Annotated in this window: 9 protein-coding genes; 2 read left to right on the top strand and 7 right to left on the bottom strand. The window is 44.7% G+C overall.

Annotated elements, in window-relative coordinates:
- Window positions 1-81: 81 nt before the first annotated feature.
- From SJY28_RS02990 to recG, 6 genes are all read right to left on the bottom strand, one after another.
- On the bottom strand, window positions 82-1,083 hold the full coding sequence (locus SJY28_RS02990; RefSeq protein WP_379543381.1) for an NAD(P)-dependent alcohol dehydrogenase: 1,002 nt from the start codon (window positions 1,081-1,083) through the stop codon (window positions 82-84).
- Window positions 1,084-1,364: 281 nt separating this feature from the next.
- Complete coding sequence (locus SJY28_RS02995; RefSeq protein WP_379543382.1) at window positions 1,365-2,300, bottom strand: DMT family transporter; 936 nt, start codon at window positions 2,298-2,300, stop codon at window positions 1,365-1,367.
- An 89-nt stretch (window positions 2,301-2,389) separates the two neighbouring features.
- Window positions 2,390-3,100 carry a helix-turn-helix domain-containing protein gene (locus SJY28_RS03000; RefSeq protein ID WP_379543384.1) on the bottom strand — a complete coding sequence of 237 codons (711 nt, stop codon included), beginning with the start codon at window positions 3,098-3,100 and terminating at the stop codon, window positions 2,390-2,392.
- A gap of 97 nt (window positions 3,101-3,197) precedes the next feature.
- Window positions 3,198-6,287 (bottom strand): efflux RND transporter permease subunit, encoded by a 3,090-nt coding sequence (locus SJY28_RS03005; RefSeq protein ID WP_379543385.1) that lies wholly within the window; start codon window positions 6,285-6,287, stop codon window positions 3,198-3,200.
- Complete coding sequence (locus SJY28_RS03010; RefSeq protein ID WP_379543386.1) at window positions 6,284-7,576, bottom strand: efflux RND transporter periplasmic adaptor subunit; 1,293 nt, start codon at window positions 7,574-7,576, stop codon at window positions 6,284-6,286. The genes SJY28_RS03005 and SJY28_RS03010 overlap by 4 nt, the downstream gene beginning before the upstream one ends.
- Before the next feature lie 539 nt (window positions 7,577-8,115).
- A complete protein-coding gene (gene recG, locus SJY28_RS03015) occupies window positions 8,116-10,467 on the bottom strand; it encodes an ATP-dependent DNA helicase RecG (RefSeq protein ID WP_379543388.1) in 2,352 nt (783 codons plus the stop codon).
- 279 nt (window positions 10,468-10,746) lie between these two features.
- On the opposite strand from recG, the gene SJY28_RS03020 reads away from it, so the two are divergent.
- Window positions 10,747-11,751 carry a patatin-like phospholipase family protein gene (locus tag SJY28_RS03020; protein ID WP_379543389.1) on the top strand — a complete coding sequence of 335 codons (1,005 nt, stop codon included), beginning with the start codon at window positions 10,747-10,749 and terminating at the stop codon, window positions 11,749-11,751.
- A 174-nt stretch (window positions 11,752-11,925) separates the two neighbouring features.
- Here SJY28_RS03020 and SJY28_RS03025 read toward each other — a convergent pair whose 3' ends face one another.
- A complete protein-coding gene (locus SJY28_RS03025; RefSeq protein WP_114701925.1) occupies window positions 11,926-12,513 on the bottom strand; it encodes a hypothetical protein in 588 nt (195 codons plus the stop codon).
- A gap of 398 nt (window positions 12,514-12,911) precedes the next feature.
- On the opposite strand from SJY28_RS03025, the gene argA reads away from it, so the two are divergent.
- A complete protein-coding gene (gene argA, locus SJY28_RS03030) occupies window positions 12,912-14,234 on the top strand; it encodes an amino-acid N-acetyltransferase (protein ID WP_057762129.1) in 1,323 nt (440 codons plus the stop codon).
- Window positions 14,235-14,282 lie beyond the last annotated feature (48 nt).

The raw sequence follows: 14,282 nt of genomic DNA on the forward strand, positions 1-14,282 counted from the left end.
TAGTGACACTCTATCTATTAACTAGAGTATCACTATTATTGTGCTTATTTGGTGGCTACATTTAGTTGCCTGTAAAGACGTTTAGTCTCTTTCTAGCACCACTCTATAGCGAGCATTACCGCTCTCTAGTCGCTCAAATGCTTCATTAATCTCAGACATTTTATATGTTTCAGTGACTGGCTGAATATTATGGCGCGCAGCGAAATCTAGCATTTTGCGCAGCGTCGCTGGTGAGCCAACTGGCGAGCCTGATAAACTGTTTTGAGCCATAATCATTGGTGCAGCCGATATCTCTAATGGCGCTTCTAACAGTCCAACAAAATGCAGCTTACCTTTTGGTCTTAGCGTCTTGATCACGACATCCCAGTTCATATCAACGTTCACTGTTGAGATGATTAGATCGAAAGAACCTGCGGCTTTTTCAATTTCGCTATCCTCTCTTGAGTTTAGTGAATGGTGAGCGCCCATCTCTTTTGCTTCTTCCATTTTTGATTCACTGGTAAATGCCGTTACTTCACAGCCCCACGCATTGGCAAACTGCAATGCCAAATGACCCAAGCCACCAATACCAATTACAGCCACTCTAGAAGTTGGTTTGATGTCGTACTGCATAAGTGGGTTAAACACTGTGACACCGCCACATAACAGTGGTCCTACCGCGTTAAAATCAAGCCCTTCAGGTATCTTGATGACGCTAGTATCCTTTGCGCGTACCTTATCTGCAAAGCCGCCGTGGTTACCAATGATCGTACCTTCTTGCTCAGGGCATAAGTTGTGGTCTCCATCGATACATAGATCACAAACGTTACAGTATCCTTTATGCCAGCCAAGTCCGACTTTATCGCCCAACTCTAGATGCTTGACGTGCTTGCCTTTATTGAGGACTTTACCTGCAACCTCATGCCCACCGACAAACGGATATTGAGTCATACCCCATTCATTTTGCCACATCGATAAATCACTGTGGCAGATACCGCAGCTATGTACTTCGATTTCTACTTCGTGATCGCCTAGAGTACCTGGGTCATATTCATAAGGCTCAAATTTGCCACCTTTCTCTTTTGCTGCATATGCGTTAATCATAGTTATTCCTTATTTTCTAGTTTTTTTTAGAGGTTAGTTTATAGCGATTGGTTTATCGTTCTAATAGCTGCTTATCTATTAGTAAAATTAAAATAGCGCTACAAGAGATAAACAATTTCTTCAATTAATTTGGTTGGACAGACTATAGCAAAGACTGTCCCAACTAATCCATTCAACTTACCAGTTTTAGACTAACGTCATACAAAGAGTCATACTTAGCAGGCAGTCACTCATCAAAAGCACTGCTTGTTATCAGCAACATTGTTTTGCTAATTGTTTGATTACTTATATAGTGCACGCCTTCCTAGATACCTTGTTATTTTTGGCGGCTTCATTACCTGTAATAAAAGACAGATTATCATGAGTGACATTCCTAGCCAGCCGATAGGAGAGAATGTTTCACCGATTATAATGATAGCCAATATAGTGGCCACGATAGGTTCTAATAACGTGATAAGCGTCGCTTTGCTCGCCTCAATTACTCTCAACGCTTGACCAAAAAGTAAATAACCAAAGAACATCGGCGCAATTGCCAGATATAGGGCAACGCTTATATGTTTTGCATCTAAAAACAGGTTTTCCCCTGTTAATAATAATGATGGCAACAATAAGATTGCCGACAGACCAAACATACTGGCCATCGCTGATTTCGAGTTTACCCCATTCTCTATCATTTGACGTGCTGTCCATGAGTATGTGGCATAGGCCAATCCTGCAACTAACCCTAACAACACGCCTAGTATTCGATTATTTGCTTGTGCGTTTATATCTAAATATTGGGTTTTCCCTAAAGTCAGAAAAATAACGCCAACCACACCAAATATAAAACTTACCACCCATCGACTAGTGACTCTTTTATTGCTAATCAGACGCTCCATGATAACAGTGAAAAATGGTGCACTAGCAATTGAGATCACTGTACCAATAGCGACACCTGCCAATCTCATAGAGGAATAAAAAGCTAAAGGATAAATAGCAACGCATAGGCTACCGATGAATAAGAGACTGGGTTTGGAAAGTAGTTTTTGTCTATCGCTTAATAAATTATTCTTAGCATTCAATACTAGCAATACACCGCCTGCCCCCATCGAAAACGCACCAACGGCTAATGGACTAACATCAGGTATAAAAGCAGAGGCTGTACCTGTCGTTCCCCAAAGGACACTGGCAGCTATCACACATAAAATAGCACTTAGACTAGATTTATTCTGCAGCATAGTAGCTACCTCTAACGTTATAATAAATAATATTATTATAGAGAGTTATAGACTACTATTTTTGCAGATTAGACGGTTTGTATGTCTGGTTAGACGTGTTTTAATTTGGAAGGGGCAATACCGAAATATTTAGAAAAGCGGCGGCTAAAAGCACTAACATCCGTATAACCAACCAGTTCGGCTATGATAGCGTTAGGTGAATCAGTATGTAGTAACAAAGCTTGCGCCTTTTGCATTCTGATCTTTGTGATGTACTCAGTGACGGTCTGGTTTGTTTGCGATTTGAAGTTCTTTTTAAACTGTGTGGCACTGAGACAAGAGATATCCGCCAACACTTCGACAGAAAGGTTTTTAGCAAAATGGTGGTGAATATACGCTACCACTTCTCTAATTCGAGCGTCATATTGCACAAATAGATTTTGTTGTTCTAGAAGCTTATAAAAGGTATCAAACATCAGTCTCTCAACTTCAGGATTGATTTGATACCTTAACTGACTCTCTGAAAACTCCAAAAATGCCAACAATGGCGAACTTATAGAAAAAACAATTTGTGATGAATGAAGCACATTTTCTGGCAATAAATCTGTATCCACAACGATAAACTTTGCATTCTCCTCAGCGCTAAAGTAGTGCTTTTCATTTACCTTGACGACAACACATTCGCTTGGGATAACTTTTCCAGTATAGCTCCCAACTTCGATATTGATTGCCCCTCGCAAAGGCAAAACAATCTGATGAAAGTCATGAGAATGCCCTCGAGTCTGGCGAGTATATGACCTAATTGAGAGCGTGTTAATCATGCATCATTTTCCACATTGCTACTATTGTGTCGTGTCTTAGCTCATTAGTTGGTTAGCTATTTGGCTCTCTATGAGAAGTGACTATTAGAAGTCACTATTAGAAGTCACTAGGTTTGCCATGTGGAGCTAACCATTTAGCAAACCATCCCGATAGATCATCCATGAAGGTATAGACGACAGGAATAACAACCAAGCTCAATAGCGTAGAGGTTACCAGACCACCCAGTACCGCTGCTGCCATCGGTCGCCTAAAGGTAGGATCTGCATCACCCCAACCAAATACCAATGGCAACATACCTGCACCCATCGCAATAGTCGTCATGATAATAGGCCGTGCACGCTTGCAACATGCATCTACGATAGCCTCAAAGCGTGCTAGCCCTCGGCGCTGGGCAATCAATGCATAATCGACCAATAGGATTGAGTTTTTGGTCGCAATACCCATGAGCATAATAAAGCCAATCATCGAAGGCATCGATAAGCTACTATTAGTAATAACCAAGCCAACAAACGCCCCACCAATCGACAGAGGTAACGCCATAAGAATGGTAAAAGGCTGCAACAAACGACCAAAAAGTAGAATCAGCACGCCTAAAATACAAACCACACCGACGGACATCGCAATGATAAAGCCACTAAAGAGGTCTGCCATGTTTTCGGCTTGGCCTTGATCGATGATGGTAATTGCAGGCGGCAGTTGCTGCATGGTCGGCACTGCTTTGACCGCTTGCACCAAATCGCCAAGCTCGCCACTCGCAGGTTGTACCGTGATACTAATAGCACGCTCTCGATCCAATCTGCTAATTTGTGCAGGCCCAGTGCCAAAGTCTAGCGTAGCAACCTCACCGACGCGCACGCCTTGACCTACAGGCATGGTACTCGGCACGTACAAACCTTCTAGCTGGCTAACATTTTGCTTAGCCACATCAGGTAAACGTACCACGATTGGTACTTGACGCGTATCAAGATTGAGCTTGGACAATTGCTGCTCGTAGTCGCCTACAGTCGCCACACGTAGAGTCGTAGCGATATCTTGCGTGGTCACCCCTTTGTCAGCCATTGCCAATCTATCTGGCGTTACCTTTAGCTCTTGGCGTGGTAGACTGCGATCACTGGTTACAGCGCCTGCACTTGGCAGACCTCGAATCTCAGACATGATTTTTTGTGCAGTTTGTTCAAGCAGTTGCGGATTGGTACTAGTCAATGAAAAATTATAGCCGCTCTCACCACCACTCGATAGCCCGACTGTAAACCGTGCTCCTGGCACTTCTGTCATTAGCTTACTAATTTTGCGCTCTATCTCTTGCTTGGTACCTCGTTCTGCACGCGGAGCAAGCACGATATCCAGGCCCGCGATGTTTTCAGCCTTACCGCCGCCACCATCTGACGCACCCATCGACGCCTGCGCCTCTCCCACTGAGGTAAAGATATTGGTCACCTCAGGCATGGCCAAAATACGAGCACTCGCTAGCGCTGCCACGCGCTCAGTATCTGCCAACGATACATCAGGTGTCAGCTCAATAGCCACTCGAGTTTGATCGATATCATTATCAGGGATAAATGAAGTGGGTAACAGCTTAACTAGAGCTAGCGATGCCACAAATAAAACAAGCGTTGCACCCATGGTTAGCCAACGATGATGTAGGGTCCAAGACACAATCTTAAGATAGTACTTCATCATCGAGCTTTGTTTTTCGACGTGCTTTTTCTCAGGTCGTAAGATATAAGCTGCCATCATAGGGGTAATCAGGCGCGCTACCATCAGCGAGGCAAAAATTGATAAGGCAGCCGTCCAACCAAACTGACGGAAAAACTGTCCAACGATACCGCCCATAAAGGCCGTTGGTAAAAACACCGCAATCAAAGTAAAAGTTGTGGCGACAACGGCCAGACCGATTTCATCAGCGGCTTCCATCGCCGCTTCATAAGGCGTCTTACCCATGCGTAGATGGCGTATGATGTTTTCGACTTCAACGATTGCATCATCGACCAGCACCCCAATGACCAATGATAATGCCAGTAGTGAGATGATATTAAGACTAAAGCCAAACAGATACATACCCAAAAAGGTTGGAATCACTGATAACGGCAAAGCGACCGCGGCAACGATAGTCGCTCGAATATTGCGCAAAAACAGGAAGACTACCACTACAGCCAACAAACCACCTTCGATGAGCATTCTTAATGAAGCTTCATAATCTTCTGCAATGGGTGTGGCTCGGTCATAGACTTTTTCAATACTGATATTACCGACATCAGCAGTCAGCTTGGCAAGCTCCTCATCAACCAGTTCCATCACATCGACTTCACTGGCACCGCGCGAGCGAGTGATGTTAAATGCCACTACGGTTTGACCATCTAGCTTAGCAATCGAGCTTGGATCTGCCGCGCCATCAGTGATTTTTGCCATACGACCTAAAGCTTGTGTGCCCCCCGTAGGGACAGCTACTTGCAAATCGTTTAGCTCATTCGCTCGCTCAACAGCGCCGAGAACACGGATGGTCTGAGTCGTATTGCCAACTTCCGCCTCCCCACCAGAACTGTCTTGTTGGATACCAGCGATTTGCTGCGATAATTGCGAAATAGAAAATTTCAAACCACTTAACGCAATTGGGTCGGCAGCAACCGTGATTTCACGCTGCAACCCGCCAACACGGCTCACGGTACTAACGCCTGGTATGTCAGATAGCCGCTTGGTAACGGTATCATCGACAAACCACGATAGATCCTCCACGCTCATATTTTCAGCAGCGACAGAGTACGTAACCACTGGAAACCCTGCGGTAGATACTTTGGTAATGATAGGATCGTTGGCCGCAGCTGGTAGATCACCACGTACTTCACCGACTGCTGACCGCACATCGTCTACCGCTTCTTGAATGTCTTTTTCTAAGGTGAATTCAGTAGCAATGGTTGCCGCACCCGTCTGTAGCGTGGTGCGAATATGACTCACGCCTTCGATACTGGTCAGTTTGTTTTCAATCTTTTTGGCGATATCGTTTTCAAGCTGTGAAGGCGCAGCACCGGGTAGCGTGACTGTCACTACCACCGCTGGCAAATCTATGTCCGGAAACTGCTGGACTTTCATTTTCATGAAACCGTAAATGCCGCCCAACGTCAGCAGCACAAATAGCAAAATAGCGACGAGCGGGTTCTTTATCGAATAAGCGGAGACGTTTAAGCTCATGGCTGTGCCTGCACTGGCTTACTGGTTTGGGTTACACCATTAACAACACGTACTAGGTCACCATCATTTAAGAAGCTGCCGCCCTGTTTTACGATACGACTGTCACTTGGCAAAGGCTCTAGCACTGCTACGCTCTCGCCCAATCGCTCACCTAACGTGACTCGCTGCTGCTTGATACGCCCCATGGATCGATCATCTCGAGTAGTCGATTCGGTAACGAGCATCACATAATCATAACCATCATTGCTGACTACTGCGCTATTAGGAATCGTTTGCGTACTGGTACTTCCCAATAGAAACTCGCCTGTTTGATACATGCCTGCACGTATCTTTGAGTTGGCAGCTAGGCTGGCATAAATCGTAATTTGGCGGTTGTTGTCTGCGGTAGGTGCGATGCGGTTTACTTGCCCCATCACTGTATCACCACCGGGTAGGCTGACTTGTACAGGCGTACCGACATTTATATCACCGATAAGCTTAGGATCTATATCTGCTCGCCATTCCAAAACGCCGCCTTTGATAATCGTAAATAGTGGATCCCCGCCTGCCACCTGCCCGACTTCTACCATTTTTTCACTGATAATACCGCTGACAGGAGCGACGACTTTTGCGTTCTCTAATGTTAAACGCTGATTACTCAAACGAGCTTTAGACGCTTGCAAAGAAGCTCTGGCACGGACTTCCGAGGTACGATAGCGATCGGCCTCTTGTTTGCTGATGGCATCGATATCGATCAATGGAAGCACACGTGCAGCGTCAGCGCTGGCATTGGCAAGGGTGGCTTCCGCTTCTGCGACATCTGCTTGTGCTTGTAATACTTGCTGCTCCATAGCATCGGTGTCGAACACGGCTAATACCTGACCCGCTCTGACGCGGTCGCCTTCTTCGACCAAAATACGCTCGATAGCCACACCATTGACTTTTGCACTGACGTTCGCAGTATCCTTAGCATTGATGGTTCCATCGGCACTGAGCGTGCTGCCGATATCATCTTGGCTTGGACTGACTGTTTCTACTGAGAGTACCGATTGCTCAATACTGGCATCGCTACCAGTTGCCTGATCGTTTGCGACAGAATTAGAAGCTGCTGACTCATCTGTAGCGGCACTACCATCATTGCCCCAATACTTGCCAAGCAGCACCCCAATCACTAGCACGGCTGCCAATACGGGCCACAACCATATTGGTGGTTTTGAAGATGGCCTTTGAGATAAAGTGTCAGTTTGACGATATGGCGGCAACTCAGATTCAGCTGCCGGCTTAGAATGGGTTTCTTCAAAATCGCTCATGATAACTCTCTGTAGGTACAGTCAATATTGAAATACTCGATATAGAATGACTAAAAATATCAATCATTCACAGTAATAATAAAAAGTGGCACGCAATCGAAGCAATGTTTGGACAGCCTGATATATGGCTATGAGCGTTACTTACAGAGAGTATTACGATGTTCTCTAAAGCACTGTTTATTATTATAATAGTTCATCAAATTATCGAGAATAGCATATATTTAGTCATCATCTTATTTTTATATATAGCGTCTAGCGTTCATAAATTTAATTGAAACTTAGACCGAATATATATGCAGTATTAAAGGTATATCTACCAATTTAAAGAAATAAGAGCGCGTGCAGCCAGTCGTTGAATCTTTGATGTATTCAACGACTGACTATGGATGGAGTGTTGTCTATAAAGAATGTCAACGTTTCGGCCATGCTGTTTAACGATAATTAAAAATGTGTTCAATGACATAATGAACCCACTTGCAGGCACTAAGCACTAAGCACTGATCACTAGACACTGGATACTAAGCACTGATTACTAAACGCTAAGCATTGGTATAGCGACTTGCCTCGGGCATCCAGCGATGAATCAATTGACTGACATCTGCTTTTCGCGCAGGGTCTGCTATCAAATGCTTCGCTAACCGCTGGGCAATAGCAAATAATTGCTCATCACGGATTAGATCGGCTAGATAGTAGCCAACGTTACCCGTTTGACGTTTGCCTAACAGCTCTCCTGGCCCACGTAGCTCTAAGTCTTTTTGAGCAATGACAAATCCATCAGTACTATCGCGTAGGACATTTAGCCGCTCTGTGCCAGTCTCTGATAGCGGCTTTTGATACAATAGTACACAGAAGCTTTTGGTCGAGCCACGTCCGACTCGCCCGCGCAGCTGATGCAATTGGGATAATCCCAAACGCTCCGCATTTTCGATAACCATGAGCGATGCATTGGGCACATCAACCCCTACCTCGATGACAGTTGTCGCAATTAACAAGTCCAGATTACCTGCTTTGAACTCCTGCATAATGGCTTGCTTATCGGCGGACTTCATCTTGCCATGCACCAGTCCAATACGAATATCTAGACGTTCATTTAAGTCCTCATAAGTGGCTTCGGCTGCCTGCGCATCCAAGACACTAGACGCTTCTACCAGTGAGCATACCCAGTACGCTTGCCTGCCCGCTTCGCAATTAATCGCAATACGTTCTATTACCTCGTCGCGTCGATTGCGATCGATGGTTACCGTCGTAATTGGGGTACGCCCCGGTGGTAATTCATCAATGATTGAGGTATCCATATCGCCATAGACACTCATCGCTAAGGTTCTTGGAATCGGTGTTGCGGTCATGATTAGCTGATGCGGGGTACTGTTAGCCACGCCTTTATTGGTCAATGCCATGCGCTGCTCAACACCGAATCGATGCTGCTCATCAATGATTACTAAACCTAACTTAGCGAACTGAACTTGCTCCTGAAACAGTGCATGAGTACCGACCACCACTTGCACGGTATTTTCTGCGACAGCTTCCAAAGCTTCACGGCGCTGTTTGGCCGTTTGCTTACCTGCGAGCCAACCGACACCAATACCTAATGGCTCAAACCATTGCTTAAAATTCAGTAGATGCTGCTCTGCCAAAATCTCAGTCGGTGCCATGACCGCGACCTGCCAACCACTATCGAGCGCATAACCTGCCGCCCCTGCTGCCACCAATGTTTTACCAGCACCCACATCTCCCTGTACCAGTCGTAGCATCGGAATTGAGGTCGCCATATCCGCAGTGATGTCTTTCATTACTCTTTTTTGCGCACCCGTTAAATCAAAAGGCAATGCAGAAAACAGCTTGTCAGCAAGAGGACTATTGGTAGTGCATTTGGGCGCTTTATGCTGATGTAGCTGTTGGCGACGATATAGCAAACTGAGCTGATGCGCAGTCAACTCTTCAATAATCAAGCGCTGGCAAGCAGCATGCGTACGGGCACTGAGTTGGGTGAATAGTTTGTATTGCTGAGACGCGCTGGTATAAGTAGGCGGCGTATGCAACAGTACCAATGCTTCAAATATCGTTAAATTATAGACATTGTGTTGAGCAATGCTGGCAGCGACGTTATGTATGTCATTATCTGCCTGATAGGTAGAAGGATTAGGCTTGTATACGCTATTGCCAATCGCATTATCAGGCACACTGCGTGCTAACGTTGAAAAAATATCTTCGGTATATGCAGCCTCTGTCACCGCTGATTTAGATGGCTCAAAAGGTACTAATGGCAAATCAGATACAACTGCAAAATCTTCAGCCGTAAACAATGTCATGGGTAGACCTTGGCTCCGAACCGTTTGCAATGCCAGTTTAATTAAAGTGCGCAGCTTGTTTTGATGTAAGCCTTTAACTGTAGGATAAATAGGCTGCAATCCCGTATCGGTCATGACTGTATTGTCAGTGATAACTTGATATTCAGGATGATGTATCTGCTTACCGTAGCGGCTGACCTTGATCTCACCAAACAGCTGTAAGCGTGTCCCCAAATTCATGGTCTGTACCAGACCACGATAGACCTTAAAAAACCGCAACGATATCGTACCCGTATCATCGTCCACCGTCACAGTCATCCCACTGCGCTTGGTATCGACATGGACGATATGACCAGTAATTAGCGCAGATTGTCCATGCTCTACATCGGCGATTGATACCAGTCGACTACGATCCTCATAATCACGGGGCAAATGTAATAGCAAATCGAATATCCGCTTGATATTCAATTGCGCCAACTGCTCTGCCACTTTTACCCCCACACCTGCTAGCGCAGACACTGGCATATCTAGTGCTGACAGCGGCATGTCAGATCTAAAGTGATCTAATGAGTTGGCTGAGGCATGGCTCTCCGATATTGGCATTAAAGATCCTAACAATATTATTTTTAATTTTTGTATGCTAAATCGAGCATTTTTAATAGGTTGCACATGATGACTTGTACCACAGAATAGCCATAACGATAGTACGTATAAAAAGTCGACTCATTTCATTATAGCTGACAATACAATTGCTTATGCTAGGCTATTTAGTAAAATAGCATCTATACAGTCCATCTACTATAGATAAACCGCTTCTTCTCATCATATCAATAACTGATGTCTGATTTTTTGAATTCTGGCAATTTCATAAGGTGTTTTTCTATGCTTGTTTCTATTTTGCCTCGTCAGTTGCTTCATAACTTAATTTGTCGTAATCTAAAACTACTGAGGTTGAGCTTAATACCTATACTCGGTTTGTATCTCAGTGCCTGTAGCACGTTGCCATCGACTATTCCTGCAACGCCAGAGCCTGTTATTAAGACTCCTACTGTCGCACTGGTATTGGGTGGTGGTGGCGCAAAAGGGTTTGCCCATGTAGGTGTCATTAAGGCGCTAGAAGAAAACGGTATCAAACCAACATTGGTGGTCGGTACGAGTGTGGGTAGCTTGATCGGCAGCTTATACGCCAGTGGTTACACGCCTGCACAGCTTGAGCAATTGGCATTGACCACTACTGATAGCCAGCTCACAGACTTTACTTTGTCCAATCAAGGATTTATCGAAGGTGTTAAGTTAAAAAACTTTATCAATAGCAAAGTGAATGCGCGAGCCATAGAAGACTTCCCCATTGCTTTTGCGGCAATCGCAGCAGAAAAACACACTCTAAACAAAACAGTCTTTACCACTGGTGACGCTGGGCTTGCCGTACAAGCGTCCTGTAGCGTACCCAATATTTTTATTGCCCCGCGCATTCCTGAAAAGGTCGGTAAAAAATATATCGATGGCGGTGTAGTCAGTTTAGTACCCGTAGATAGCGCCTATGACTTGGGTGCGGATATTGTCATTGCTGTAGACGTGACGGGAGCTCAAGGCAGTGATAGTACTAATAGTCAAATACCGACTATGAACTCATTGAGTGACTTTTGGGGCTTTCTTGAAACCAATATTCTAGCTACCAACCTGACTGCTAATCGCTCCGTATCAAGTCAGAATGAGCGGGATCGAGCTGATATTGTTATTACTCCCAATGTCAGTCGTAACAGTTCGATAGATACTAGGCAGCGACGCAGTCTAATACAAGCAGGCGCTCAAGCTACAACGCCACAAATCAATGCCATTAAACAACTTATCCAAGAGAAATCTAGTAGCCAATATGCCACGCTGTAGCTGAGTATTTTTACTTACTTATCAGCAAAATTATCAAACGTCCTGACATACAGTAAAAAAGCACCACAGCTATAAACTGTGGTGCTTTTTTATTGATAGCTTTCAATACTAAATGGATAGTTTTCAGTGCTAACTACATCAGTACTAGCTAAATTCTAATCCAAAAATTCAGGACTATTTAACGCGCGCGCGATATTTTACAGCGACGGTATCATTTAGACCTACGCCTTCTAGATCCCAACGTACCGCTTTATAGTATTTAAGCGCGACGTCTTGTAGTTGATTATCTACTTTGGTACGTAATGGCATACGAGCAAAATTATTGCCATCGACACTGCCATATGGGAATTCAGGAGCAACCGTCTTTAATAGCTCTACCTGCTCTGGAATGCTCATCGTAACGGTCATTTTACGTACGCGGTCTGCATTGGTATTGGTAAAGTATCCTTGATACTCCAATACATTGCCTGACTGCAAACGAGTATTGGTATCTACAGGGACGAGTACTTCTTGACCATTGGCATCAACGCTGACCAACGACGCTGTAATTCTGCTGTTAACGGCTTGAGCACTTGAGTTACTGCTCTTGTTGGCATTTGTCTGAATAGCCATCGAGCTATCAACCGCTTGCTCTGGTGTTGGCAGCATCGCTGAGGCTTGTGTAACGACCATTGCACCGATGAGCGTACCGGCAACAACGTGAAATAAGCGGTGGCCGCTCCAAGCACTGAACGGGCTAGCAAACTGGTTACTTTTTTTCATGATTTTCATTATCCCTGGTTGATATATCGGTAAAACACAGATGGTGCAACTTAAGTTATTTTTATAATTTGTTCAACAGATAAAAAGCATTACGATGTACATAAGATATCGCTGTGAAATAGTTCATGCAATCTATGAAACACACGAACTCACTTATCTAACCTGATTATCTTCGCTCAGCATCTGTAAAGCAATAGCGCTTAGCATAACAAAAAGCATTTGTACGTACATTAACCCAGTGTTGAGGTTGTGTATATCAGCGATTGGCAATCAGAATGCTTGAATACAGCTGAAATAAAAGATAGCTCATAACCGCGTTTTTTGCTATGGTAAATCTTTAGCGTTAGGCATTTTTTTGCTGCGCCCCTTTTCTTATTCTAACGACTACTGCTCCCATTATGACTACTAGCTCCATGCCCCAGATCAACCCTGAATACGTCCATTGGTTCCGTAACTCTGCACCCTACATTAATACTCATCGCGGCAAAACTTTCGTGATTATGTTTGGTGGTGAAGCGGTCAATCATGCGAATTTCAGCACACTTATTCATGATTTTGCCTTGTTGCATAGCTTGGGCATCAAGCTAGTACTGGTACACGGGGCACGACCGCAAATCGAGAAGAACTTAAAAGACGCTAATATTGAATCGCCGCTACATCAAGACATCCGTATTACGCCACGTGCAGCGATGCCATCTATCTTACAAGCCGTTGGTGCTATTCGTTTACAGATTGAAGCTCAGCTATCAATGGGGCTGGCCAACTCTCCGATGTATGGTTCGCGTATCGATGCGATTTCAGGTAATTTCGTGACAGCGCGCCCATACGGTATCCGTGAAGGTATTGATTACCAAATGACGGGTGAAGTGCGTTCTATCGATGTGGAAGCCATCAAAAATAACCTACTTCATGACCATATCGTTGTACTAGGCTCGATGGGCTACTCTGCAACTGGCGAAGTATTTAACTTGTTGGCGGAAGATGTTGCCCTAAGCGCTGCCGTAGCACTGGGTGCTGACAAGCTTATATTCTTAGGTGAAGAAGCGGGTATCAACGACGACGATCGTTTATTACGTGAAATGATTCCAAACGAAGTTGATCGCTTCTTACGTGACCGTGATTTAAATTGCGAAATCAATTATTTCTTGAACTGTGCAAGTTTGGCCTGTCGTCAAGGTGTGCATCGCACGCATATTATCTCGTATGCCAAAAACGGCGCATTACTAGAAGAACTATTCACACGTGATGGTTCTGGTACGCTGATTAGCCATGATCCTTATGAAGAAATTCGCCGTGCCAATATCGATGACGTAGTCGGACTTATTGAGCTGCTGTCACCTCTAGAAGAGCAAGGTATCTTGGTCAGTCGTTCGCGCGAGCGCTTGGAGCAAGAGATTGATAATTATAGTGTGATTGAGCGTGATGGTATGATTTTGGGCTGTGCAGCATTGCATACGCTAGATTCAGAGTCAGCAGAAGTCGCCTGTGTTGCCGTACGTCCTGAGTATCGTAGTGGTAGCCGCGGTGCAGATTTACTAGCGTTTCTAGAACAGCAAGCGCGCAGTCATGGTTTGTATAAGCTTTTTGTTTTGACTACTCGTACCGCGCATTGGTTCGTTGAGCAAGGCTTCGCTGAAGTTGAAGCCAGCGCTTTGCCTGAAGCACGTTTAGAGAAATACCATAATGGCCGTAACTCTAAAGTCTTTCAAAAGAATCTATAATTTATCGCCAACTTGATATTTGCTTTGTAAGCTCGATATCAATCTGAG

Source organism: Psychrobacter sp. R86515 (assembly GCF_042466315.1).
Lineage (GTDB): Bacteria > Pseudomonadota > Gammaproteobacteria > Pseudomonadales > Moraxellaceae > Psychrobacter.